At 60.3% G+C, this 24042-nt stretch carries 25 protein-coding genes; 4 read left to right on the forward strand and 21 right to left on the reverse strand.

The window, feature by feature from the left end:
- Positions 1–93: 93 nt before the first annotated feature.
- Both P2T68_RS30585 and P2T68_RS30590 read right to left on the reverse strand, forming a co-directional pair.
- Positions 94–642 carry a hypothetical protein gene (locus P2T68_RS30585; protein WP_024077275.1) on the reverse strand — a complete coding sequence of 183 codons (549 nt, stop codon included), beginning with the start codon at positions 640–642 and terminating at the stop codon, positions 94–96.
- Between the two features lie 137 nt (positions 643–779).
- The gene (locus tag P2T68_RS30590; protein WP_024077276.1) at positions 780–1547 is read right to left on the reverse strand and encodes a sulfite exporter TauE/SafE family protein; all 768 of its coding nucleotides are present in this window, start codon (positions 1545–1547) and stop codon (positions 780–782) included.
- A 99-nt stretch (positions 1548–1646) separates the two neighbouring features.
- Here P2T68_RS30590 and P2T68_RS30595 point away from each other — a divergent pair, with 99 nt between their 5' ends.
- From P2T68_RS30595 to leuA, 4 genes are all read left to right on the forward strand, one after another.
- Positions 1647–2537, forward strand: a complete 891-nt coding sequence (locus tag P2T68_RS30595; RefSeq protein ID WP_277378695.1) for a LysR family transcriptional regulator — start codon at positions 1647–1649, stop codon at positions 2535–2537.
- Positions 2538–2547: 10 nt separating this feature from the next.
- Positions 2548–3927 (forward strand): exodeoxyribonuclease VII large subunit, encoded by a 1380-nt coding sequence (gene xseA, locus P2T68_RS30600; RefSeq protein WP_069076966.1) that lies wholly within the window; start codon positions 2548–2550, stop codon positions 3925–3927.
- Positions 3928–3930: 3 nt separating this feature from the next.
- Positions 3931–4752, forward strand: coding sequence for a M23 family metallopeptidase (locus P2T68_RS30605; RefSeq protein ID WP_277378697.1), 822 nt, complete (start codon positions 3931–3933; stop codon positions 4750–4752).
- Positions 4753–5076: 324 nt separating this feature from the next.
- Positions 5077–6756 (forward strand): 2-isopropylmalate synthase, encoded by a 1680-nt coding sequence (gene leuA / locus P2T68_RS30610; protein ID WP_024077281.1) that lies wholly within the window; start codon positions 5077–5079, stop codon positions 6754–6756.
- A 170-nt stretch (positions 6757–6926) separates the two neighbouring features.
- Here leuA and P2T68_RS30615 read toward each other — a convergent pair whose 3' ends face one another.
- The 19 genes from P2T68_RS30615 to iscR all read right to left on the reverse strand — a co-directional run bounded on the left by P2T68_RS30615 (position 6927) and on the right by iscR (position 24037).
- Positions 6927–7718, reverse strand: coding sequence for an amidohydrolase (locus P2T68_RS30615; protein ID WP_277378698.1), 792 nt, complete (start codon positions 7716–7718; stop codon positions 6927–6929).
- Positions 7706–8854, reverse strand: coding sequence for a pyridoxal phosphate-dependent aminotransferase (locus P2T68_RS30620; RefSeq protein WP_024077283.1), 1149 nt, complete (start codon positions 8852–8854; stop codon positions 7706–7708). Before P2T68_RS30620 ends, P2T68_RS30615 begins: the two co-directional genes overlap by 13 nt.
- Before the next feature lie 115 nt (positions 8855–8969).
- Entirely contained in the window at positions 8970–10439 is a 1470-nt protein-coding gene (der, locus tag P2T68_RS30625; RefSeq protein WP_041161016.1) for a ribosome biogenesis GTPase Der, read from the reverse strand.
- 260 nt (positions 10440–10699) lie between these two features.
- Positions 10700–11851, reverse strand: coding sequence for an outer membrane protein assembly factor BamB (bamB, locus tag P2T68_RS30630; RefSeq protein WP_168232512.1), 1152 nt, complete (start codon positions 11849–11851; stop codon positions 10700–10702).
- Positions 11844–12485, reverse strand: a complete 642-nt coding sequence (locus P2T68_RS30635) for a tetratricopeptide repeat protein (RefSeq protein WP_024077287.1) — start codon at positions 12483–12485, stop codon at positions 11844–11846. Before P2T68_RS30635 ends, bamB begins: the two co-directional genes overlap by 8 nt.
- A 41-nt stretch (positions 12486–12526) precedes the next feature.
- On the reverse strand, positions 12527–13816 hold the full coding sequence (hisS, locus tag P2T68_RS30640) for a histidine--tRNA ligase (RefSeq protein WP_024077288.1): 1290 nt from the start codon (positions 13814–13816) through the stop codon (positions 12527–12529).
- A 23-nt stretch (positions 13817–13839) separates the two neighbouring features.
- On the reverse strand, positions 13840–14949 hold the full coding sequence (gene ispG, locus P2T68_RS30645) for a flavodoxin-dependent (E)-4-hydroxy-3-methylbut-2-enyl-diphosphate synthase (RefSeq protein WP_024077289.1): 1110 nt from the start codon (positions 14947–14949) through the stop codon (positions 13840–13842).
- A gap of 2 nt (positions 14950–14951) precedes the next feature.
- The gene (locus P2T68_RS30650; protein ID WP_024077290.1) at positions 14952–15974 is read right to left on the reverse strand and encodes a RodZ family helix-turn-helix domain-containing protein; all 1023 of its coding nucleotides are present in this window, start codon (positions 15972–15974) and stop codon (positions 14952–14954) included.
- Positions 15974–16732, reverse strand: a complete 759-nt coding sequence (gene pilW, locus P2T68_RS30655) for a type IV pilus biogenesis/stability protein PilW (protein WP_024077291.1) — start codon at positions 16730–16732, stop codon at positions 15974–15976. The genes P2T68_RS30650 and pilW overlap by 1 nt, the downstream gene beginning before the upstream one ends.
- Before the next feature lie 12 nt (positions 16733–16744).
- On the reverse strand, positions 16745–17893 hold the full coding sequence (rlmN, locus tag P2T68_RS30660) for a 23S rRNA (adenine(2503)-C(2))-methyltransferase RlmN (protein WP_102624575.1): 1149 nt from the start codon (positions 17891–17893) through the stop codon (positions 16745–16747).
- A gap of 28 nt (positions 17894–17921) precedes the next feature.
- A complete protein-coding gene (gene ndk, locus P2T68_RS30665; RefSeq protein ID WP_017846179.1) occupies positions 17922–18347 on the reverse strand; it encodes a nucleoside-diphosphate kinase in 426 nt (141 codons plus the stop codon).
- Positions 18348–18438: 91 nt separating this feature from the next.
- On the reverse strand, positions 18439–18639 hold the full coding sequence (gene iscX / locus P2T68_RS30670) for a Fe-S cluster assembly protein IscX (RefSeq protein ID WP_017846180.1): 201 nt from the start codon (positions 18637–18639) through the stop codon (positions 18439–18441).
- Positions 18640–18653: 14 nt separating this feature from the next.
- The gene (gene fdx, locus P2T68_RS30675) at positions 18654–18995 is read right to left on the reverse strand and encodes an ISC system 2Fe-2S type ferredoxin (protein WP_003175958.1); all 342 of its coding nucleotides are present in this window, start codon (positions 18993–18995) and stop codon (positions 18654–18656) included.
- 3 nt (positions 18996–18998) lie between these two features.
- Positions 18999–20861, reverse strand: a complete 1863-nt coding sequence (gene hscA / locus P2T68_RS30680) for a Fe-S protein assembly chaperone HscA (protein ID WP_024077293.1) — start codon at positions 20859–20861, stop codon at positions 18999–19001.
- A 51-nt stretch (positions 20862–20912) separates the two neighbouring features.
- Positions 20913–21434 (reverse strand): co-chaperone HscB, encoded by a 522-nt coding sequence (gene hscB / locus P2T68_RS30685; protein WP_024077294.1) that lies wholly within the window; start codon positions 21432–21434, stop codon positions 20913–20915.
- Positions 21435–21442: 8 nt separating this feature from the next.
- Positions 21443–21766 carry an iron-sulfur cluster assembly protein IscA gene (iscA, locus tag P2T68_RS30690; RefSeq protein WP_024077295.1) on the reverse strand — a complete coding sequence of 108 codons (324 nt, stop codon included), beginning with the start codon at positions 21764–21766 and terminating at the stop codon, positions 21443–21445.
- A gap of 28 nt (positions 21767–21794) precedes the next feature.
- Positions 21795–22181: a Fe-S cluster assembly scaffold IscU gene (gene iscU, locus P2T68_RS30695; RefSeq protein ID WP_003209682.1), complete on the reverse strand. Its 387-nt coding sequence runs from the start codon at positions 22179–22181 to the stop codon at positions 21795–21797.
- A 99-nt stretch (positions 22182–22280) separates the two neighbouring features.
- On the reverse strand, positions 22281–23495 hold the full coding sequence (locus tag P2T68_RS30700) for an IscS subfamily cysteine desulfurase (RefSeq protein WP_024077296.1): 1215 nt from the start codon (positions 23493–23495) through the stop codon (positions 22281–22283).
- Between the two features lie 50 nt (positions 23496–23545).
- Positions 23546–24037, reverse strand: coding sequence for a Fe-S cluster assembly transcriptional regulator IscR (gene iscR / locus P2T68_RS30705; RefSeq protein WP_003238451.1), 492 nt, complete (start codon positions 24035–24037; stop codon positions 23546–23548).
- Positions 24038–24042 lie beyond the last annotated feature (5 nt).

The following is a 24042-nucleotide window of genomic DNA, read 5'->3' on the forward strand; positions in this document are numbered from 1 at the left end:
CCGAGCGGGAAAATGGAAGCGCGCCATTATACTCAGACACCCCCCAGGTCTCAATGTAAAACTCTGACATATTTGGGAATAGTGATAGAAGGGCTATAACTCGACTTTGACCCAACTCATCTTCTGATCCAACCAGTCGGCGAACTCATCGATAAAGCTCTGCTTGAACCCCGCCTCCGCCCAGTTGTTGAAGATGAACCCGAGGTTGGAAAACCCACATTCCTGGAGGAATAAAAAGCCATTGATGTCATCTTCATGCCCACACAACGGACAGGTGAAGTTGTCGGTGTGGCCAGGCATCCAGTCTTCCAGGCTTTCGAAGAGCGCCTCGCCGACTTCCTTGAGGCATTCCGGGCAGCCGGCCTCTTCGAGAAAACCCTTGGCGGGGGTATAGATGCAGCGCTTATAGATGATTTCCAACCCATTGACCGGCTCGTTGAACGGCAGCGCCTCGGGATGCAACACCACCGCGCGGGCGCCGTCGGCCAAGGCATAGGCCATGCGGTTGCCGGTGCGCCCGCAAGTGGTCAGCTCTTCCTTGACGATGTTCTTGCGCACCAGCCAGCGCACGATCGCCCGTGCGCGCGGTTCGTGGACCGGCAAGGTGGAGATTTTCGGGACAAGGATGCTTTGGGAGTTCATGAGAGTCCTGCGGTGTGGCTTCTGGCCTCATCGCGGGCAAGCCCGGCTCCCACATTGGAATGCACTCAACTGTGGGAGCCGGGCTTGCCCGCGATGACGCCCGGGAGGACGGCAGCTTAATCCCTGAAGAAATCAGGTCAAGTACTCAAATACCGTCCGATCAAAGCAATCCCACTGGCCAGCACCAGCCAGGTCACCAACCGCACAAACGCCTCGCGCGACATACGCATCGTCAGCCGACGCCCGCACCACAGCCCCAGGACCATCGCCGGCAGCAGGCACAACGCCAACATCAACAGCGGCAAGTCGGCGTACACCCCAGCAATCAGGAACAGGCTCAGGCGCACCACCGTGCTGCAACTGATCAGCGCACTCTGAGTGGCACGGGCCGCGTCCTTGGGTAAACGACTGTTCAGGTAGATCGCATATAAAAAGCCGCCACTGCCGAACAGCGCGCCAAACAGACCGCCGACCGTGCCCATGGGTATCGACCACCCCGCCGCCAGCTGCGCCGGCCGGGCTTTCACCGCCAAGCTGTAGATTGCGTAGGCGCTGATAAACAGCCCCATCAACAGCAACAACAGATCGGAATGCAGGTTGAGCAAAAACACCACGCCCAGGGTGCAGCCAATCGCCATGCACGGCAGCAGTCGCAATAACTCCGGCTTGTTCACCTCACGTCGCGATTGCAGGAGGTTGCCGAACGCCGCGACAAAATCCAGTAGCACCAGCAACGGAATGATCTTCGACAGTGGCATAAACACAATCAGGATCGGCCCCGCCACCAGTGCCGTACCGAAGCCGGCAATGCCAAACACGATATAGGCCACCGCGGTACCCAGGCCGATCACCAGCCAATCAACGCCGCCAAACGACCACTGACTCATCAGCTCAATCGGGCCCATGGGTTATTCCTTGAAAGAGATGGCTATCACTTTAGCCATCCGCGAGGGTTGCGACTAATATCTTCAAAGCCACTCACCCATCTCGAAAAGGCATGACATGTGATTTCCACTCGCCAACTGCGCTACTTCGTCGAGATCGCCGACAGCGGCAGTTTCAGCGCCGCCGCCGAGCGCCTGTTCATCGCGCAATCGGCCCTGAGCAGGCAGATCAAGGCACTGGAAACCCAGCTGCAAACCCCACTGTTCGAACGCACTGCGCGCCAGCCCAAGCTGACGGCCGCAGGCGAAGCCTTTTACCCACGGGCACGCAACCTGCTGGGCGAACTGCACAAGGCCAGTAACCTGGCGACCCAGGTCGGTAACGGCCAGCTCGGCACCCTGCGCCTGAGCCATTCGAGCACCGTGCCGATGAACGGTGCGCTGTTGCAAGGCATCAGCACCTGGCTGGAACGCTGCCCTGGCGTGTCGATGGATATCGCCAAACTGTCCTCCGAAGCGCAGCTGGAGGACATCGCCGACGGTCGCCTGGACGTCGGCCTGTTGCGCTTGCCGGTATTGCGCCAACGTGAAGGGGTGCGCGTCGTGCCTTTATATACCGAGCGATTGCTCCTGGCGGTACCGCCGAATCACCCATTGGCGCGCAATGACGAGGCTGTCAACCTGGCCCAGCTCAAGGATGAGGCGTTTATCTCGATCCCCCACCCCCAGCGCGGCGGCCTGAGTTATCTGTCCGCCGAGCTGTGCATGCGCGCCGGATTTTTCCCCAAGGCCGCGCGGGTGATGTCGCGCAAAACCACGCAGTTGCAGTTGATCCAGGCCGGCTTCGGGATTGCCCTGCTACCAGAGTCCATGCAAGACATCGCCCCGGCCAGTCTGCACTTTTTACCCATGGCCGACCCGGACTGCCTGAGTACCGTGGCGCTGGCCTGCCCCCAGGCGCCGAGCGCGCTGGTGGAGCAATTCTGTCAAACCTTGCACGAATGCCTATAAACTGCCGCCCATGATTAAAGATCCCTTTGCCCGTCTGGGCCTGGACCGCGAAGTCCTGACTGTCAGCCAACTCAACGGCCGCGCGCGGGTGTTGCTGGAAGACGTGTTCACCAATATCTGGGTCGAAGGCGAAATCTCCAACCTCGCCCGTCCGGCCTCCGGCCATGTGTATTTCACCCTCAAGGACAGCGGCGCCCAGGTGCGTTGCGCATTGTTTCGCAACAATGCCGCACGGGTGCGCCAGGCGTTAAAAGACGGCTTGGCGGTCAAGGTGCGCGGCAAGGTCTCGTTGTTCGAGGGCCGTGGCGATTACCAGCTGATCCTCGACACGGTGGAGCCGGCGGGTGACGGCGCGCTGCGCCTGGCCTTCGATGCCTTGAAGGAGAAACTCAGCGCCGAAGGTCTGTTCAGTGCCGAGCGCAAGGTGCCGCTGCCGGCCCATCCACGGCGCATCGGCATTATCAGCTCGCCCACCGGCGCGGTGATCCGCGACATCATCAGCGTGTTCCGCCGCCGTGCACCGCAGGTGCAATTGACGCTGATCCCCACGGCCGTGCAGGGCCGTGAAGCCATCCCGCAAATTGTGCGGGCATTGAAGCTGGCTGACGCGCGCGGCTTCGACGCGCTGATCCTGGCCCGTGGGGGTGGTTCGCTGGAAGACCTCTGGTGCTTCAACGAAGAGGCCGTGGCGCGGGCGGTTGATGCCTGCGTGACGCCGATCGTCAGCGCCGTCGGCCACGAGACCGACGTCTCCATCAGTGACTTCGTGGCTGACGTCCGCGCGCCCACGCCTTCCGCCGCAGCCGAACTGCTCGCGCCTGACGCCAGCAACCTGGTCCGCCAGGTCGAAAGCCTGCATCGTCGCCTGGTGATGCTGATGCGCAACCGGCTGACCCACGACCGCCTGCGCCTGGAAGGCATGGCCCGTCGCCTGCGCCACCCCGGCGAGCGTCTACGCCAGCAGGCACAGCGCCTGGATGACCTGGACATGCGCCTGCGCCGCGCCTTCGAACGCAGCCTCAATACCCGTCGCGAACGTTTGATCCGCCTGGAAACCCGTCTCGCCGGCCAACACCCTGGCCGCCAATTGGCCCTGCTGCGCCAGCGCCTGGACAGCCTCGCCGAACGCCTGCCCCGCGCCATGCGCGAGGGGCTCAAGGCGCGCCGCCTGCAACTGCAAAGCCAGGTGCAGACGCTGCATGTGGTCAGCCCCCTGGCGACCCTGGGCCGTGGCTACAGCATCCTGCTGGACGAGCGCGGCCAGGCCATCCGCAACGCGGCACAAACCCAAACAGGCCAGCGCCTGACCGCACGCCTCGGTGAAGGCCAATTGCAAGTGCGGGTGGAAGACAACCACCTGACGCCCGTTACCCTTTCGCTTCTGGATTGATCGATGCCACGTCTATTTAGCCTGTTGATGCTGCTGTGCCTCACCGTTAACGCCCAAGCCGACAGCTATATCACCCGAACCCTGAACAAACCGGTGCCGGGCGGGGTTGCCGTGGTCGAGCTCGGCCCTTCAGCCACCGTGCCGAAAGCCACGTACCAGGGCAAACCGGTACTGGTCGTGAAGGAGCAGGACAACTGGCTGGCGATTGTCGGCATTCCGCTGACGGTCAAGCCGGGCAATGAACGCATCAGCAGTGGCGGGCGCAACCTGCCGTTTATCGTCGGCTACAAGCAGTACCCGGAACAGCGCATTACCTTGAAGAACAAAAGCCAGGTCAACCCCGACCCGGTGCAGCTCAAGCGCATCGAAGCCGAACTCGCCGTGCAACTCAAGGCCTACCGCAGTTTCAGCCCGACCCTGCCGAGCAACCTGGTGCTGGACAAACCGGTGAACGGCCCGCTGTCGAGTAAATTCGGGGTGCGCCGCTTCTTCAATGGTGAAGAGCGCAATCCCCATTCCGGCCTGGACTTTGCCGTACCGGCCGGCACGCCAATCAAGACACCGGCGAACGGCAAGGTGATTCTGGTCGGCAACTACTTCTTCAACGGCAACACCGTGTTCGTCGACCACGGCCAGGGCTTTATCAGCATGTTCTGCCATATGTCGAAGATCGACGTGAAGGTGGGCCAGCAACTGCTACGCGGCGCAGTGGTGGGCAAGGTGGGCTCGACGGGCCGTGCGACCGGGCCGCATATGCATTGGAATGTCAGCCTCAACGATGCCAGGGTCGATCCGGCGATCTTTATCGGCGCCTTCCAGCCCTGAATGGCTCAATTGCGCGCCCGATAATCGGCGCGCAATTAAAAATAGGCCAAGGACAGATTCCAACCATAAAATCTCGTTTCACCCGCCAATAGAAGAACTTCTCTCAATTTTTATCGACTGCTTGCCATCTTTCACCCCTGAGGTTAGGGTTGGGCTTATGAAAACCTCTCACACCCTCATTCAGCTCCGCCAGCACCGCAGCCTGTGCCTCGTCAGCGCACGACTGCCAGGCTGAATCGATCTGCCTCGTCTTTTAGCTTTATCCCCAAAAACAGTTCTACGGCAGGCCGCCTTTTCTCGGCCCCTACAACAAAGGATTTCCCGATGAGCATGCTCAAAGACCCGTCTTCGAAGTACCGCGCGTTTCCGACCATCGATATTCCGGACCGCACCTGGCCATCGAAAACCATCACCACCGCGCCGATCTGGTGCAGTTCCGACCTGCGCGATGGCAACCAGTCGCTGATCGAACCGATGGACGCGGTGAAGAAGCTGCGCTTCTGGAAGACCCTGGTCGCTGTCGGCGTGAAGGAAATCGAAGCCTCGTTCCCGGCCGCATCGCAAACCGACTTCGACTTCGTGCGCACCCTGATCGAAGACAACCACATCCCCGAGGACACCACCATCCAGGTGCTGACCCAGGGCCGTGAAGACTTGATCGCACGCACCTTCGAATCCCTGCGCGGCGCCAAGAAAGCCATCGTGCACTTGTACAACGCCACGTCGCCGTCGTTCCGCCGCATCGTGTTCAACCAGGACAAGGACGGCATCAAGGCCATCGCCGTCAACGCAGCCAAGCTGTTCGTCAAATACGCCGCCCAGCAGCCGGAAACCCAGTGGACCTTCGAATACTCCCCGGAGACCTTCAGCGCCACTGAGCTGGAGTTCGCCAAGGAAGTCTGCGATGCCGTGATCGAGGTGTGGAACCCAACGCCCGAGCACAAGATGATCCTCAACCTGCCAGCCACTGTGGAATGCGCCACGCCGAACATCTATGCCGACCAGATCGAGTGGTTCGGTCGCCATATCAACCGTCGTGACAGCGTGATCATCAGCCTGCACACCCACAACGACCGTGGTACCGGCGTCGCCGCCACCGAGCTGGGCCTGATGGCCGGCGCCGACCGCGTCGAAGGCTGCCTGTTTGGCAACGGCGAACGTACCGGTAACGTCGACCTGGTTACCGTGGCACTGAACCTGTACACCCAGGGCGTCAATCCTGAGCTGGACTTCTCCGACATCGACGGCGTGCGCAAAGTCGTCGAAGAGTGCAACCAGATCCAGGTACACCCACGTCACCCGTATGTGGGCGACCTGGTGCATACCGCGTTCTCCGGCTCTCACCAGGATGCAATCCGCAAGGGCTTCGCCCAGCAGAAACCCGACGCATTGTGGGAAGTGCCGTACTTGCCGATCGACCCGGCCGACATCGGCCGCAGCTACGAGGCAGTGATCCGGGTGAACAGCCAGTCGGGCAAAGGCGGCATCGCCTACCTGCTGGAGCAGGAATACGACATCAGCCTGCCACGTCGCATGCAGATCGAATTCAGCCAGGTGGTACAGGCCGAAACCGACCGCGTGGGCCTGGAAATGACCGCACCGCAGATCTACGCCTTGCTGCAGCGCGAATACCTGCAAGCCAACACCCCGTATGCGCTGGTCAGCCATCGCCTGCAGGAAGAGAACGGCAACAGCACCGTGGAAGTGGAAGTCTCGGGCAAAGGCCAGGGCGAAACCAACCTGCGTTGGCAGGGCAAGGGCTACGGCACCCTGGAAGCACTGGTCGCCGCCCTGCCGATCAAGGTGGAGATCATGGACTACAACGAACACGCGATCGGTGCAGGCACCAATGCCAAGGCAGCGGCCTACATTGAATTGCGCGTGAACGGTGAGCGTCCAGTGCATGGCGTGGGCATTGATGAAAACATCACCACCGCCAGCTTCAAGGCCGTGTTCAGCGCGCTGAACCGCTCGTTGAGCCAGCTGGAAGCGAAAGCGGCGTAAACCTTAGCGCCGTAATGAAGAAGGCCCCTGGGTGAGAATCCAGGGGCCTTTTTATTGAGTTTCAGATTGGGGTGGCCTGTCAGGGACTCATCGGGGGCAAGCCCCCTCCCACATTTTGAATGTATTCACAAATCAAAGTGTGGGAGTGGGCTTGCCCCGATAGCGGTCTATCAGACCAACTCAAAGGTATCGGCATCCAGGTTCGCCGGAAACCGCGTGCGGTAAGCCGCCAGTTCAGCTGCATCGAGGCGCACCTGGAACACCCCGTCCGCCTCCCCTGCGCTCAGCAAGGTCTCACCCTGGAAGTCCAGCACCTGGCTGTCGCCGGTATAAGCGAAACCCTTTCCATCCGTACCCACCCGATTCACCGCCGCCACGTAACACAGGTTCTCGATCGCCCGCGCCGGCAACAACCGGTTCCAGTGCAGACGCCGCGCTCCCGGCCAGTTGGCGGTGTACAGCAACAGGTCGGTGTCCTGGGCATCGCGGCTCCATACCGGGAAGCGCAGGTCGTAGCAAATCAACGGACGAACCCGCCACCCCTTCAGCTCGAACTGCACCTGGCGCTCGCCGGGCGTGTAGTGATGGTGTTCGCCGGCCATGCGGAACAAGTGGCGCTTGTCGTAGTGCAACACCTCGCCATCCGGCCGCGCCCATAACAGGCGGTTGCGGTGGCTGCCATCGGCGGACTGGATGATCACGCTGCCAGTGATCACCGCACTGTATTTTGCCGCCTGGGCCTGCATCCAGTGATGGGTGGGGCCGTTTTCCGGCTCGGCGAGGGTTTGTGAGTCCATGGAGAAACCGGTGGTGAACATCTCCGGCAGCACTATCAGGTCGGCGCCCCGTGCCTGTTCCAGCAGCAGATCAAAATGCTCAAGGTTCGCCTGGCGGTCGTGCCAGGCCAGGGTGGTCTGGACCAGGGCGATATTCAGGTTCGGTAATACAGTCAGATCACGCATAGTTTTTCGGCTGCTTGCCGCAGCGTCTCCTCGCGTTTGGCAAAGCACAGGCGCACCAGGCGCTGGCCTTGGGGTGGGTTCTGGTAGAACACCGAGACAGGGATGGTTGCCACGCCGTGTTCGCGGGTCATCCACAGGGACATGGCGACGTCATCCAGGTCAGGACGAATACGGGAGTAATCCACCAGCTGGAAGTAGGTACCGGTGACGCGGGTAAAGCTGAATCGGGACGCTGCCAGCAGGTCGCAGAACAGATCGCGCTTGGCCTGGTAGAACGCTGGCAGTTCGTCGACGTGCTCCGGGTGTTCAGCCATGAAGTCGGCCAGCGCGTATTGCAACGGGGTGACGCCACAAAAATTGACGTATTGATGCACCTTGCGCAGTTCGGCCGTCAGGGCCGGGGGGGCGACCACATAGCCGGTTTTCCAGCCGGTGACGTGGTAGGTCTTGCCAAAGGAGCTGACCACGAAAGCACGCGAGTACAGCTCTTCGTGGGCCAGCACACTGATGTGGGGCACGCCATCGAACACCAGGTGCTCGTAGACCTCATCGCTGACCAGGTAGATATCGCGGTCGCGGATCAGTGCCGCCAACAGGTCCAGCTCGGCACGGCTGATCAGCGCACCAGTGGGGTTGTGCGGTGTGTTAAGGATGATCATGCGCGTGCGGGGCGACAGCGCAGCCTGGATCTTTTCAAAGTCGAGGGTGAAGTCTTTCAGGTTCAGTTGCACATGCACGCAGCGACCACCGGCCAGCTCGACCGAAGGTTCATAGCTGTCGTAGCACGGGTCGAACACGATGACTTCGTCGCCGCTGCGAATCACCGCCTGGATCGCGCAGAAGATGGCCGCCGTGGCGCCTGGGGTGATGGTCACTTCACTGTCGGCGTTGACCGTGGCGCCATAACTGCGGGCGATTTTGGCCGCCACTTGCTGACGCAGGCCCGGCAGGCCGGTCATGGGTGCGTATTGGTTATGGCCACTGGCAACGTGTTTGCCCACGGCATCAAGCAAAGCCTGGGGGCCATTGAAATCGGGAAAGCCCTGGGACAGGTTGAGCGCGCCAGTTTCGGCAGCGAGTTGCGACATGGTGGTGAAAATGGTCGTGCCGACATTTGGCAGCTTGCTGTTGATCATCGGAGGCCCCTGCAGGTGAGCCTCAAGTTTTAAGCTGCCAGCCTCATGGGGTCAAGGCTCAAACCTGCGCGCACAAAAAAGGGCTCGTCGAGAGCCCTTTTTTTCGACGACGAAATCAGCGCTTGTCGCGGCGCTTCTTGTCGGCCTTCTTGTGGTGAGTCATCAAACGACGCTTCTTGTTCACCTGACGGTCGGTCAGTGTGTTCTTGTTGCCTTCGTATGGGTTCTCGCCACCCTTGAACTCGATGCGGATCGGCGTACCGACCAGCTTCAAGACACGGCGGTAGGTGTTTTCCAGGTAACGCACGTAGGACTTCGGCACCTTCTCGATCTGGTTACCGTGGATCACGATAATCGGCGGGTTGGCACCACCCAAGTGGGCGTAACGCAATTTGATCCGGCGGTTGTTGACCATCGGCGGCGCGTGCTCGCCAACAGCATCTTCCAGGATCTGGGTCAGGCGGTTGGTTGGCCAACGGGTGACCGCGGACTTGAACGAGTTCTGTACCGAGGCGTAGAGGTTACCCACGCCTGTGCCGTGCAGGGCCGAGATAAAGTGGATATCGGCGAACTCCACGAAGAACAGCCGACGTTGCAGCTCGATCTTGACGAAATCGCGCTCGCTCGGCGTCATGCCGTCCCACTTGTTGATCGCGATCACCAGTGCCCGACCGGCTTCCAGGGCGAAGCCCAGCAGGTTGAGATCGTGATCCACCACGCCTTCGCGGGCATCCATCACGAAGATCACCACGTTGGCGTCTTTGATCGCCTGCAGGGTCTTCACCACCGAGAACTTTTCGACTTCCTCGTGGATCTTGCCGCGCTTGCGCACACCCGCGGTGTCGATCAGGGTGTACTTCTCGTCATTACGCTCGAACGGGATGTAGATACTGTCGCGGGTGGTACCGGGCTGGTCGTAGACGATAACCCGGTCTTCACCGAGCATGCGGTTGACCAGGGTCGACTTGCCGACGTTCGGGCGGCCGATGATGGCGATCTTGATACCGTCTTTTTCACTCGGGCCAGGAATGCGCTTGGCTTCCTCACCTTCGGCGACGATCTCTTCTTCGCCCTCTTCTTCCTCGGCGTCATCCTTAGGAAAATCGCGCAGGGCGATTTCCAGCATCTGGGTGATACCGCGACCGTGGGCACCCGCGATCGGGATCGCGTCGCCCAGGCCCATTGGGCTGAATTCGGCGCGGGCCATTTCAGGATCGATGTTGTCGATCTTGTTGGCGACCACGTAGGAACGCTTGTTGCGCTTGCGCAGGTGCTCGCCAATCATCTGGTCGGCAGCGGTGTAGCCCGCACGGGCATCCACCAGGAACAGCACCACATCGGCTTCTTCAATGGCCAGCAGCGACTGCTCGGCCATCTTTTCGTCCATGCCATGCTCGTCACCGGAGATACCACCGGTGTCGACAATAATGTAGGAGCGCCCTTGCCACTTTGCCTCACCGTATTGGCGATCACGGGTCAGACCAGACAAGTCGCCGACGATGGCGTCGCGAGTCCTGGTCAGGCGGTTGAACAAGGTGGACTTGCCGACGTTAGGTCGGCCCACCAGGGCGATTACGGGAACCATGCGGCTCTCCACTTCGTTATTTCAGAAAATACAAAAGCCGCTGCAAGGCAGCGGCTGGTGCTCGGGGCGGCATTTGAAATGCCACATACCCTGCCCGACACCGATTCCTGTAGGAGCGAGCTTGCTCGCGAAAAACCTGAGGACGCCGCGTTTATCCGGAAAAACCGCGTCAGCGTTGACGTCCTTCGCGAGCAAGCTCGCTCCTACAGTAAGCAATGAAGCAGGGCCGCCTGGGGGTAACCCCAAGCATAGTCAAACCTTTACTTGATGGTCAGGGCTTCCAGCTTGCCGCTGTTGCCAAACACATAAAGCATGTTACCCACGACCAGCGGACGGGCACGCAGGCCATCGCTGTCGATACGCTCACGACCTACAAAGCGACCGTCCACCTGGCTCAGCAGGTGCAGGTAACCTTCGAAATCGCCTACCGCTACATAGCTGGAGAACACTTCCGGTGCCGACAGTTGACGGCGAGCCAGGGAGTCATTGCTCCACAGCGCAGTGGTGGAACGCTCGTCGACACTTTCAACAGTACCGGACGCCAGGCTTACGTAGACGCTGCCAAACCCTTGGGCGACACCCGCGTAGCTGGAAGCATCACGCTGCCAGTTGATGCGACCGCTCTGAAGGTCCAGCGCGGCAACGCGGCCCTGGTAAGTGGCGACGTAGATGGTTTCACCCGACAGCAGCAAGCCGCCGTCGATGTCCACGACGCGATCCAGCTCGGAACGACCTTGCGGGATAGCCACGCGGGTTTCCCACGCAGGTACGCCATTCTGGGTGTCCAGGGCGACCACTTTACCGGTCGACAGGCCTGCAACGGCCAGATTGTTGGTCACAACCGGACCACTGGTACCGCGCAGGGTCAACACCGCAGGGGTGCTGTCATACAACCAGCGCTGTGCGCCGGTGCTGGCGTCGAGGCCAATCACACGGTCGTCCTGGGTTTGCACCACGACGATATCGCCGTTGGTAGCAGGCGGTGCGAGGACTTCACTGGTCACGCGAGCGCGCCATTTCTCTTCACCGGTGCTGGAGTCCAGCGCCACGACTTCGCCCTTGAGCGTGCCGAGCATCACCAGGCCGTAACCCACGCCTACGGCGCCGGACACAGGCAGTTCCAGGTCTTTCTTCCATTTCACGTCGCCGTTCATGCGATCCATGGAGATCACCACGCCGGTCACGTCAGCCGCCACAATGTTGTCACCGTCGATTGCCGGTACCAACATGTTGTAGGTTTCGCCCTGGCCGTCACCGATGGAGCGGCTCCATTGCTTTTGCAGGACGACTTCTTCCTTGAAGCTGGTCAGCTCGGCCGGAGGCAGTTCTTTTTTACTGTTGCTGCTGCAACCCGCGGCCAGAACGGCCAGAGCCAGCAATGCTGCATGTTTCCAACGGATCACGTCACGCATCCCCTTTGGCCAAGTCGTCGAGCTTGATTTGTAAGCCACCGACCGCCGCTTCATCAGACAGCGCCGCCTTGGCTTTTTGGTACGCAGCATTGGCTTCGTCGGTACGACCCAATTGGACCAACAGGTCCCCCTTGAGCTCTTCGCGAGTGGCTACAAATGCCTTGTCAGCATCGCCGTCGAGCAGTTTGAGTGCTTCGTCGGCCTTGTTCTGTGCCGCCAATACCTGGGCCAGGCGCTGACGTGCGATTTCACCCAGGGTCGGGTTGGTCGGCTTGTCGGCGACGGCCTTCAGTTCAGCGGCTGCATCGTCCAGCTTGCCGGTATCGACCGCGACTTTCGCGACGAACAGGCTGCCGTATTGGGCGTAGGTACTGCCGCCAAATTCGTTCTTCAGCTTGCTTGCCAGGTCAGCCACCTGTGCAGGATCGGGCTTGCCGTCCGGCGTAAGGGTGGTTTCCAGCAATTGCTGATAGAGGATCGAGGCGCCTTGGGATTGGTTGGCCTGATACTTGTGCCAGGCTTGCCAGCCGAACACCACCACTAAAGCCAGCAGGCCACCGGTAACCAGGGGCTTGCCGTTACGCTGCCACCAGTCCTTGAACTCGGCCAACTGCTCATCATCAGTACTCGACACCCCAATACTCCTTAATCGCTAAATTCGGCTGTTCGACAGCTTCAACCCTGCACGACGCAGGTGGCCAAGTGCGCGGCGAGCGCATCGAAGGCAATGTTCTGTTGCTCACCCTGGCCACGCAGGGGTTTGAAACCTATCACTTGCTGGGCCAATTCGTCATCGCCGAGGATCAGTGCATACAGCGCACCGCTCTTGTCAGCCTTCTTGAACTGGCTCTTGAAGCTGCCCGCGCCGGCATTGACCTGCAGGCGCAGGTTCGGCAGCTGGTCGCGCACTTTTTCGCTCAGGGCCAGGGCAGCCAGTTCGGCGGCCTCGCCGAAGGCGCACAGGTACACGTCCACCTGACGGGAGATTTCTTCCGGGACCTGTTCCAGGGTTTCGAGCAACAGGATCAGGCGCTCGATGCCCATGGCAAACCCCACGCCCGTGGTCGGCTTGCCGCCCATCTGCTCGACCAGGCCGTCGTAACGGCCACCGGCGCACACGGTGCCCTGGGCGCCGAGCTTGTCAGTGACCCACTCGAATACGGTCTTGCTGTAGTAATCGAGGCCGCGTACGAGTTTCGGGTTGATCACGTAGGGGATACCCACCGCGTCCAGGCGAGCCTTGAGGCCCTCGAAGTGCGTACGGGACTCGTCGTCCAGGTAGTCGGCCATTTTTGGCGCGTCGACCAGTACGGCTTGCGTGTCGGCATTCTTGGTATCGAGGACGCGCAGCGGATTGGTCTTCAGGCGGCGCTGGCTGTCTTCGTCAAGTTTGTCCAGGTGGGCGGACAGGTACTCGACCAAGGCAACCCGGTAGCGGCCGCGAGATTCGCTGGTGCCCAGGCTGTTGAGTTCAAGCTTGACCGCGTCGCGGATACCCAGCAGGCCCCAGAGGCGCCAGGTCAGCACGATCAGCTCGGCGTCGATGTCCGGACCGTCGAGGTTGAACACCTCCAGGCCGATCTGGTGGAACTGGCGATAGCGGCCTTTCTGTGGGCGCTCGTGACGGAACATCGGGCCGATGTACCACAGTTTCTGCGGCTGGCCACCGCCGGTAAGGCCATGCTCAAGCACGGCGCGCACGCAGGCGGCGGTCCCTTCCGGACGCAGGGTCAGGGAGTCGCCATTGCGGTCTTCGAAGGTGTACATCTCTTTTTCGACGATGTCGGTCACTTCACCGATAGAGCGCTTGAACAGCTCGGTGAATTCGACGATCGGCATGCGGATCTGCTTGTAACCGTAGTTATCCAGCAGGCGCGCGACAGTGCCTTCGAAATAGCGCCACAGCGGCGTCTGCTCCGGCAGGATGTCGTTCATGCCACGTATGGCTTGCAGAGACTTGCTCACATCAAATCCTTAAATTCGTTCAATCAGCCGCGCGCGATCAGCGCTGCGTCAGCCGCGACCTTTTCGGCCGCTTTCTGGCGGATCAGTCTTTCGAGCTCATCCACCAGATTGTCATTCGTCAACTTCTGCGACGGCTTACCGTCGATATAGATCAGGTTCGGCGTGCCGCCGGTCAAGCCGATATGGGCTTCCTTGGCTTCACCCGGGCCGTTGACCACGCAACCGATTACCGCAACATCCAACGGTACCAGCAGGTCCTCGAGGCGCCCTTCCAGTTCGTTCATGGTTTTCACCACGTCGAAGTTCTGCCGTGAGCAGCTCGGGCAGGCAATGAAGTTGATGCCACGGGAACGCAAATGCAGAGATTTGAGAATGTCGTAACCGACCTTCACTTCCTCTACCGGGTCTGCCGCCAGGGAGATGCGGATAGTATCCCCAATCCCTTCGGCGAGCAGCATACCGAGACCCACCGCAGATTTCACTGTGCCTGAGCGTAAACCGCCGGCTTCGGTGATCCCCAGGTGCAGCGGCTGCACGATTTCCTTGGCCAGCAGGCGGTAGGCTTCTACTGCCATGAAGACGTCGGACGCCTTTACGCTGACCTTGAAGTCCTGGAAATTCAGGCGCTCAAGGTGCTCAACGTGGCGCAGTGCCGACTCAACCAACGCGGCAGGAGTGGGTTCGCCGTATTTCTTTTGCAGGTCTTTTTCGAGGGAACCGGCGTTGACGCCGATACGGATCGGAATCCCGCGGTCACGGGCAGCATCCACCACGGCACGCACGCGGTCTTCACGACCGATGTTGCCCGGGTTGATGCGCAGGCAATCGACGCCGAGTTCGGCCACGCGTAGCGCGATCCTGTAGTCGAAGTGGATGTCGGCAACCAACGGCACCTTGACCAATTGCTTGATACGGCCAAAGGCTTCGGCAGCGTCCATGTCCGGCACGGAAACCCGCACGATGTCGACGCCAGCCGCTTCCAGACGATTGATCTGGGCGACGGTAGCTGCGACATCATTGGTGTCGCTGTTGGTCATGCTTTGTACTGCGATGGGGGCATCGCCACCCACCGGCACCGAGCCGACCCAGATCTTGCGCGATACGCGACGTTTGATTGGAGATTCGCCGTGCATGACTATTGTCCCAACTTCAGGCGAGCGGTCTCGCCACTGGTGAACGGCGCCACGTCCACAGGCTGGCCGTTGTAGGCCACTTGCGCGCCACGGGCAAAGCCCAGACGCAGCGTCAAAGGTGGTTTGCCGCCCTGGTCGAGCGTGTCGCCCTTACGCTTCAGACCGCTGAACAGCACTTTGCCATTGCCATCGGTGAGCTGCGTCCAGCAATCAGCAACAAAGGTGATTTGTACGTGCCCGTCACCCGCGATCAACGCAGGTGTGGTGGGCGGCGAAATCGCTGGCGCCGCCGGGGCAGCTGGGGCGGTAGTCGCAGGAGCCTGGGCGGGAACAGCCGGTGCATGGGCCTGGGCAGCAGGCGCTACAGGAGTATGAGCAGGTACGGCCGGGGTACTTGGAACGGCCGGTGTAGCCGGAGCAGGTACTACGGCGGTTGCAGTGCCTGCATCCGGTATCGGTTGCTCGGTGGCGGGCGGCACCTGGGGCGCAGCCTGGCCTTCGACAACAGCCTGGTCTTCCGGCTCGTCGAGCGGGTGAATCTGGGTGGTGCCGTCGGCGCTCTCGACTTCGACGTGCTCCATGCTGTTACTGGCCAGGTCCTTGCCGCGCTGGGAAGTCTGGTCCTGCCACCAGAGGAAGCCACCACCGATGACGGCGATCAACAGTAACAGGCTGACAATACGCAAGATCGTGTGGGAAACCCGCACCGGCTCTTCGATGCGACCCAGGCCATGGACATTGCTGCCCTGGGAGTCGGTACCGGTGAACTGGTCGAACTCCTGGACCAGGACGGCCTGGTCGATGCCCAGCAATTTGGCGTAGGCGCGGATATAGCCGCGGGCAAAGGTATGCCCAGGCAGCTTGTCGAACGCGCCGGCTTCCAGGTTGCCCAGGGACGTGGTGGTCAAATTGAGCTTGAGGGCCACTTCTGCCAGCGACCAACCATTGCTTTCGCGGGCCTGACGCAAGGTCTCGCCTGGGTTTACGCGATTAGCTGCTACAACTTCCGGGTGCGCCGCTTTCATCATTGCTCCGACAGGTATTGCTGATATTCCGGGGTACCGGGATAGAGTCGTTCGAGTTGCTGGCCAAAACGTGCGGCCGTGTCGCGTTCTTCATGAACCGTCGCCAGGCGCACGCCGAGCAATAGACTACGTGCATTTTGCCCGCTGAGCAGGCTAAAACGCTCGTAATAGTCACGTGCCGGCACATAATGCCTGTCTTCGTAGGACAACTCAGCCATTTCGAGCAAGGCTCGTGGCTGGCGACTGTTCAGGTGCAGGGCTTTTTCCAACTGCTGGCGCGCGCTGTCGCGCAGACCGAGGCGCTTGGAGGTCACTCCCAGGTTCTCGAAAACGCGCGAGCGCTCAGGATAGAGGGTATCGGCGCTGGCTTGCTGGAAATAACGAGAAGCCTGGTCATAGCGCTTCTGCTCGAACAGAAAGCTGCCGTAGTTGTTCAGCAGCCGTGGGTCGGCAGGACGGGAGGCCAGGGCCTTGTTGAAATACTGGTCGGCCAGTTCAGGCTCGGCCTGGGCCTGGAACACCAAGGCCAGTGCAGCATTGGCGTCGGCATCGTCGCGGTCCAGCTCTATGGCCTTTCTCAACGGCACCTTGGCTTGCTCGCTCATGCCTTGGCGCAGGTAACCCAGGCCCAACTGAACATAGGCCGCTCGCGCCTCTTCACGGCCCTTGCCGGTTTGCAAAGGGCTGTCATGGCCCGATGAAACACAACCGGCCGCAAGACCGGTAACCAGCAGGAGCAGCGCAAGGCGCAAGGGCATAGAGATCCTCTCTCAGGTTCGATTCGCAGCGCTTTGCGGCATATCGTCGGCGGCACTCAGTTCGCGCACCGCGATATAACGTTCGCTGCGACGGGTGCGATCCAGCACCTGTCCTACCAATTGGCCACAAGCGGCGTCGATGTCTTCACCACGGGTGGTACGTACGGTGACATTGAAGCCCGCCTGGTGCAGTTGATCCTGGAAACGGCGGATGGCGTTGTTGCTCGGCCGCTCGTAGCCAGAATGGGGAAACGGGTTGAACGGAATCAGGTTGATCTTGCACGGGATGTTCTTGAGCAACTCGATCATCTCGACCGCGTGTTCGACCTTGTCGTTGATGTCCTTGAGCAAGGTGTACTCGATGGTCAGCACGCGCTTTTCGCCCAGGGACGACATATAGCGCTGGCAAGATTCGAGCAGCATCTTAAGCGGATACTTCTTGTTGATCGGCACCAATTGGTTACGCAATGCGTCATTCGGTGCGTGCAGCGACAACGCCAGGGAGACGTCGATGTGCTTGGACAGCTCATCGATCATCGGCACCACGCCGGAAGTCGACAGGGTCACACGGCGCTTGGAGATGCCGTAGCCCAGGTCGTCCATCATCAGGTGCATGGCCGCAACCACGTTGTCGAAGTTCAGCAGCGGCTCACCCATGCCCATCATCACCACGTTGGTGATGGCACGGTCGACGGTCGCCGGGACGCTGCCAAAGGATTTGTTGGCAATCCACACCTGGCCAATGACTTCGGCGGCGGTGAGGTTGCTATTGAAGCCTTGCTTGCCGGTGGAGCAGAAACTGCAATCCAGGGCACAGCCTGCCTGGGACGAAACGCACAAAGTGCCGCGTTTGCCCTGGGGAATGTATACGGTCTCGACGCAGCTGCCGGACGCCACGCGCACCACCCATTTACGGGTGCCGTCGCTGGAGATGTCCTCGCTGACAACTTCCGGACCACGGACCTCGGCAATGGCCTTGAGCTTGTCACGCAGGGCCTTGCTGACGTTCGTCATGGCATCGAAATCGTCGACGCCAAAGTGGTGAATCCACTTCATTACCTGACCGGCACGGAAACGCTTCTCCCCGATTGAGTCGAAGAATTTTTCCATTTCCTGTTGAGTCAGACCCAGCAGGTTGGTTTTTACAGTCGATGTAGTCATGGATTCACCTTCACTCTTAAGCCAATGCTTAGCGAGTGGTTACTTCAGTAGCTGCGAAGAAGTACGAGATTTCGCGAGCAGCAGCGGCTTCGGAGTCCGAACCGTGTACAGCGTTGGCGTCGATGGAGTCAGCGAAATCAGCACGGATGGTGCCGGCAGCTGCTTCTTTAGGGTTGGTAGCACCCATCAGTTCGCGGTTCAGAGCGATAGCGTTTTCGCCTTCCAGAACCTGAACAACGACAGGACCGGAGATCATGAAGGCAACCAGGTCGCCGAAGAAGCCACGAGCGCTGTGCTCAGCGTAGAAACCTTCAGCTTCAGCCTTGGACAGTTGCTTGAGTTTCGAAGCTACAACCTTCAGGCCGGCTTTTTCGAAACGAGTGGTGATCTCGCCGATGACGTTTTTTGCAACAGCGTCAGGCTTGATGATGGAGAAAGTACGTTGAACAGCCATGGTGTAACTCCAGAAACGGTAATTTACGAAAAATTAAACCCGCGAATTATACGCGGGTTCTTGGGTATTGCCTAACTGCGTAAGGGAGGCGTCAGTCCTGTTCTTCTTTCCAGGCTGTCTGAATAGCTTCCAAAACCTTTTCGCCACCGCGATCACGCTCATCGTCAAAACCTGGCAAGGCCATGACCATGTCACGCAAAGCAACAAAGTTCAGCGAATAGGGATCCATATCCGGGTTGCCGTCGGCCAACAGGATAGCGATTTCTTGCACATCAACCCATTTAAGACTCATGACACTTCCTTGAATCAGTGCGGCGCTTCGGCCGCATGGTTGAGGGAATATTTCGGGATTTCGACGGTGATGTCTTCCGTTCCGACCTTTGCCTGACAGCTTAGGCGAGAAGTCGCTTCCAGGCCCCAGGCCCGGTCAAGAAAGTCCTCTTCCAACTCGTCCGCTTCTTCCAGAGAGTTGAACCCCTCACGAATGATGCAGTGGCAGGTGGTGCAAGCGCACACTCCACCACAGGCACTTTCGATCTCGATGTGGTTGTCATGGGCAACTTCGAGGATGGACTTGCCGGTCTCAGCCTCAACAACCATACCGTCCGGGCAGTGCTCGGCGTGTGGCAGAAAAATGACCTGCGGCATTGATTATTCCTCGATTTCATTCAGGTTGCGCCCGGCCAGTGCGGCTTTCACCGTCTGATCCATGCGGCGGGCGGCAAAGGCGTCAGTCACCTGCGACAAGCGCTTGGTCTGTTGCTCGATGGCGTAACCATCGTTGCCTTTCATCAGTTCGGCCAGTTCCTGCATCTGCAGGTCGATGACCATGCGCTCTTCGGCATCCAGCAGGCGCTCGCCGTCGGCGTCAAGGGCGCCCTGCACCGCTTCGAGCAGGCGCTGGGCATCCACTTGTTGCTCACGCAGTACGCGCGCGACCTTATCGTCACCGGCGTACTGGAACGAGTCCTTGAGCATCTTGGCGATTTCGCCGTCAGTCAGGCCGTAGGACGGCTTGACCTGGATGCTCGCTTCGACGCCTGACGCCAACTCACGCGCAGCCACGCTGAGCAGGCCGTCGGCGTCGACCTGGAAGGTCACGCGAATCTTCGCGGCACCGGCAACCATGGCCGGGATACCGCGCAATTCGAAGCGCGCCAGCGAGCGACAGTCGCTGATCAGCTCGCGCTCACCTTGCAGCACATGAATCATCATGGCCGTCTGGCCATCTTTATAGGTCGTGAAATCCTGGGCGCGGGCAACAGGGATGGTGGTGTTGCGCGGAATCACCTTCTCCATCAAGCCGCCCATGGTTTCCAGCCCCAGGGACAACGGAATCACGTCGAGCAGCAACAGCTCGCCACCATCGCGCTTATTGCCGGCCAGGGTATCGGCCTGGATCGCCGCACCGATGGCGACCACTTGATCCGGATCGATTTCGGTCAGCGGCTGGCGGCCAAAGGCTTCGGCCACGGCTTCGCGAACACGTGGTACGCGGGTCGAACCGCCGACCATGACCACGGCGACTACGTCTTCCAGCTCGACGCCGGAATCACGCACGGCGCGCCGGCAGGCTTTCAGGCTGCGGGCGACCATCGGCTCGATCAAAGCATCGAAGGCTTCACGGGTCAGTTGGGCCGACCAGCTACCATAGGACACTTCAACCGATGCAGCATCAGTCAGCGCTTCTTTAGCAGCGCAGGCGGTTTGCAGCAGGTTGCGCTGCGCGCCCGGGTCCAGATCGGCGGACAAGCCGGCACTGGTGATGATCCAGCCCGCGATGGCGTGATCGAAGTCATCGCCGCCCAGGGCTGTATCGCCACCCGTGGCCAGTACTTCGAAGACACCGCCAGTCAGGCGCAGGATCGAAATATCAAAGGTGCCGCCGCCCAGGTCGTAAATGGCGACCAGGCCTTCGGCATGCTGGTCCAGGCCATACGCCACAGCGGCTGCCGTCGGCTCGTTGAGCAGGCGCAGCACGTTCAGGCCGGCAAGCTTCGCCGCGTCCTTGGTGGCCTGGCGCTGAGCATCATCGAAATAGGCCGGAACCGTGATCACCGCCCCGACCAGCTCGCCGCCCAAGGTGGTTTCTGCACGCTGGCGCAGCACCTTGAGGATATCGGCCGACACTTCCACCGGGCTCTTCGGGCCCTGGACGGTGTCGATGAACGGCATGTGGGACTCGCCACCGACAAAGCGGTACGGCAGTTGGTCGCCCAGTTGCTTGACGTCGGACAGACCACGACCCATCAAGCGCTTGACCGACAGTACGGTATTCAGGGGGTCGGTAGACGCCGCCAGCTTGGCCGACTCGCCCACTTCGGTGCGATCGGCGTGATAACGCACAGCGGACGGCAGGATCACCTGGCCATCGGCGTCGGGCAGCGGCTCGGACAGGCCGCTGCGCAAGGCAGCGACCAGGGAATTGGTGGTGCCCAGGTCAATCCCCACCGCCAGGCGACGCTGGTGCGGTTGAGGGCTTTGGCCGGGTTCGGCGATTTGCAGTAGAGCCATGGTAATCAGGTCTTATCTGTCTATCAGGCGTGCATCACGGGCAGCACTGGGTTAATCGTCGAGGCGCTCTTCTAGCTGGCGCACTTCGTAGGAGAGCTTGTCGAGGAACTGCATGCGCCGCATCAGGCGTTCGGCCTGTTCACGTTGCGCCGCATCATTCCAACAGGCTGCGAAGCTTTCGTTGAGCTCATCCTGGGCGGTTTTCAAACGACGCTTGAAGACCGCGACACCCGCCAGATCGGCTTCGTCCTGCAAGTCTTCGAGCTCTTCGCGCCACTGCATCTGCTGCATCAGGAAGTCCGGGTCGTGCACCGTGACTTCCAACGGCAACTCGCCACCATTCATCGCGAGCAGGTAACGCGCGCGCTTGGGGGGACTTTTGAGCGTCTGATAGGCTTCGTTGAGGCTGGCCGATTGCTCCAGCGCCAGGCGTTGCTCACGCTCGGAAGCGTCAGCGAAGCGGTCCGGATGCACCCCACGCGCCAATTCACGGTAGCGCGTGGCAAGCTGCTCGAGGTCCAGCCGAAAGCTCGGCTGCAGCTCGAATAAAGCGAAATGACAAGGAGTGCCCACAAATAGCCTCAGATGTTGAAGCTTTCGCCGCAGCCACATTCACCGCGTACGTTGGGGTTGTTGAACTTGAAGCCTTCGTTCAACCCTTCCTTGACGAAATCGAGTTCGGTGCCGTCCAGATAGGTGAGGCTTTTAGGGTCGATAATCACTTTCTCGCCGTGACTTTCGAACACCTGGTCCTCATCAACCACCTCGTCGACAAACTCCAGCACATAGGCAAGGCCGGAACAGCCCGTGGTGCGCACACCCAGACGAATCCCCTCACCTTTACCGCGCCCATCCAGGGAGCGTCGCACGTGCCGTGCAGCCGCTTCTGTCATGCTGATAGCCATCGTTGACTCCTTACTCGTCGCCAAATGCTTAGATCAAGCCTTTCTTCTGCTTGTAGTCGCGAACGGCCGCCTTAATGGCGTCTTCTGCGAGTACGGAGCAGTGGATTTTCACTGGCGGCAGGGCCAGTTCTTCGGCCAGTTGGGTGTTGCTGATCGTCACAGCCTCATCCAGGGTCTTGCCTTTCATCCATTCGGTCGCCAGGGAGCTGGAGGCGATGGCCGAACCGCAGCCGTAGGTCTTGAACTTGGCGTCTTCGATAACGCCCGCCTCGTTGACCTTGATCTGCAGGCGCATCACATCGCCGCACGCCGGAGCGCCGACCATGCCGGTGCCGACATCTGGGTCTTCCGCGTTCATCTTGCCGACGTTACGCGGGTTTTCGTAGTGGTCGATGACCTTTTCGCTGTAAGCCATGGTACTGAATCCTCACTCATCAGGGCCGCTCTGTAACCCTGTAGAAACGCCTGCGTTTTCCGCCACGTTCCTACAGAGCTGGGGTGGCGGCTTCTATAGTTAGTGTGCCGCCCACTCGATCTTGGAAATGTCGACACCGTCTTTGTACATGTCCCACAGCGGCGACAAAGTGCGCAGCTTATTGACGGCTTCGCAGACTTTCTGCGCCGCGTAGTCGACTTGTTCTTCGGTGGTGAAGCGGCCAAACGTAAAGCGGATCGAGCTGTGCGCCAGTTCGTCGTTGCGGCCCAGGGCACGCAGCACGTAGGACGGCTCAAGGGAGGCCGAGGTGCAGGCCGAACCGGACGAAACCGCCAGATCCTTGAGCGCCATGATCAGCGACTCGCCTTCGACGTAGTTGAAGCTCAAGTTCAGGTTGTGCGGTACACGGGCGGTCATGCTGCCGTTGATGTACAGCTCTTCAAGGTTTTCGACCTGCTTGTAGAAGCGCTCGCTCAGGGCCTTGATGCGCAGGTTCTCGGCAGCCATATCTTCCTTGGCCACACGGAAAGCTTCGCCCATACCAACGATCTGGTGGGTCGCCAGGGTGCCCGAACGCATGCCGCGCTCGTGACCGCCGCCGTGCATGGTGGCTTCGATACGTACGCGGGGCTTACGGCTCACGTAGAGCGCGCCGATGCCTTTAGGGCCGTAGGTCTTGTGGGCCGAGAACGACATCAGGTCGACTTTCAGTTTCGACAGGTCGATGTCGACCTTGCCGGTGGACTGAGCAGCGTCGACGTGCAGCAGGACGCCTTTGGAGCGCGTCAGCTCGCCGATGGCCGCGATGTCGTTGATGGTCCCGATTTCGTTGTTCACGTGGATCACGGAAACCAGGATGGTGTCTTCACGCAGCGCGGCTTCGATCATGGCCGGGGTGACGATACCGTCGGTGGTTGGCTCGAGGTAAGTGACCTCGAAACCTTCACGCTCCAGTTGGCGCATGGTGTCGAGGACAGCCTTGTGCTCAATCTTGGTGGTGATCAGGTGCTTGCCTTTGGTCGCGTAGAAATGCGCCGCGCCCTTGATTGCCAGGTTGTCGGATTCGGTGGCGCCGGAAGTCCAGACGATTTCGCGCGGGTCTGCACCGACCAGGTCAGCGACCTGGCGACGAGCGTTCTCCACCGCTTCCTCGGCTTTCCAGCCGAAAACGTGGGAGCGGGAGGCCGGGTTGCCGAAGTTTCCGTCGACCAGCAGGCATTCGCTCATCTTTTGTGCGACACGCGGATCAACCGGCGTGGTCGCTGAGTAATCAAGGTAAATCGGCAATTTCATGGACTTTCTCCTAAATCAGGCTGGCTGGCGTGCCGTTAGCTCTTCGGCTGTCACTCGACGGCGGACGCTTCAATCTTGTCCAGACGCGGCGCCTTGGTGTTGCAACGGCGCTGGTCCTGACGCTGGGCTACTTCTTGCACCTCACGGCGAGTCACAAGATCAGCCAAGCTGATACCACTCAAAAACTCATGGATCTGCAGGCTCAAGTCACACCACAAGTGATGCGTCAGGCAAGTGTCGCCGGCGTGGCAGTCACCCAGGCCCTGGCATTTGGTCGCATCGACGGATTCGTTGACCGCGTCGATGACCTGGGCCACCTGGATGCCCTGCATCTCGCGGGACAGTTGATAGCCGCCACCTGGCCCACGCACACTGGAAACCAGATTGCTGCGGCGCAATTTGGCGAACAGTTGCTCAAGGTAGGACAGGGAAATGCCTTGGCGCTCGGAGATATCGGCCAGGGACACCGGCCCAGTTTGCGCGTGCAAGGCCAAGTCAAGCATGGCGGTTACCGCGTATCGGCCTTTTGTAGTCAGTCTCATGGACA

The organism is Pseudomonas sp. G11 (assembly GCF_029457515.1).
GTDB classification, from domain to species: Bacteria; Pseudomonadota; Gammaproteobacteria; order Pseudomonadales; family Pseudomonadaceae; genus Aquipseudomonas; species Aquipseudomonas gorinensis.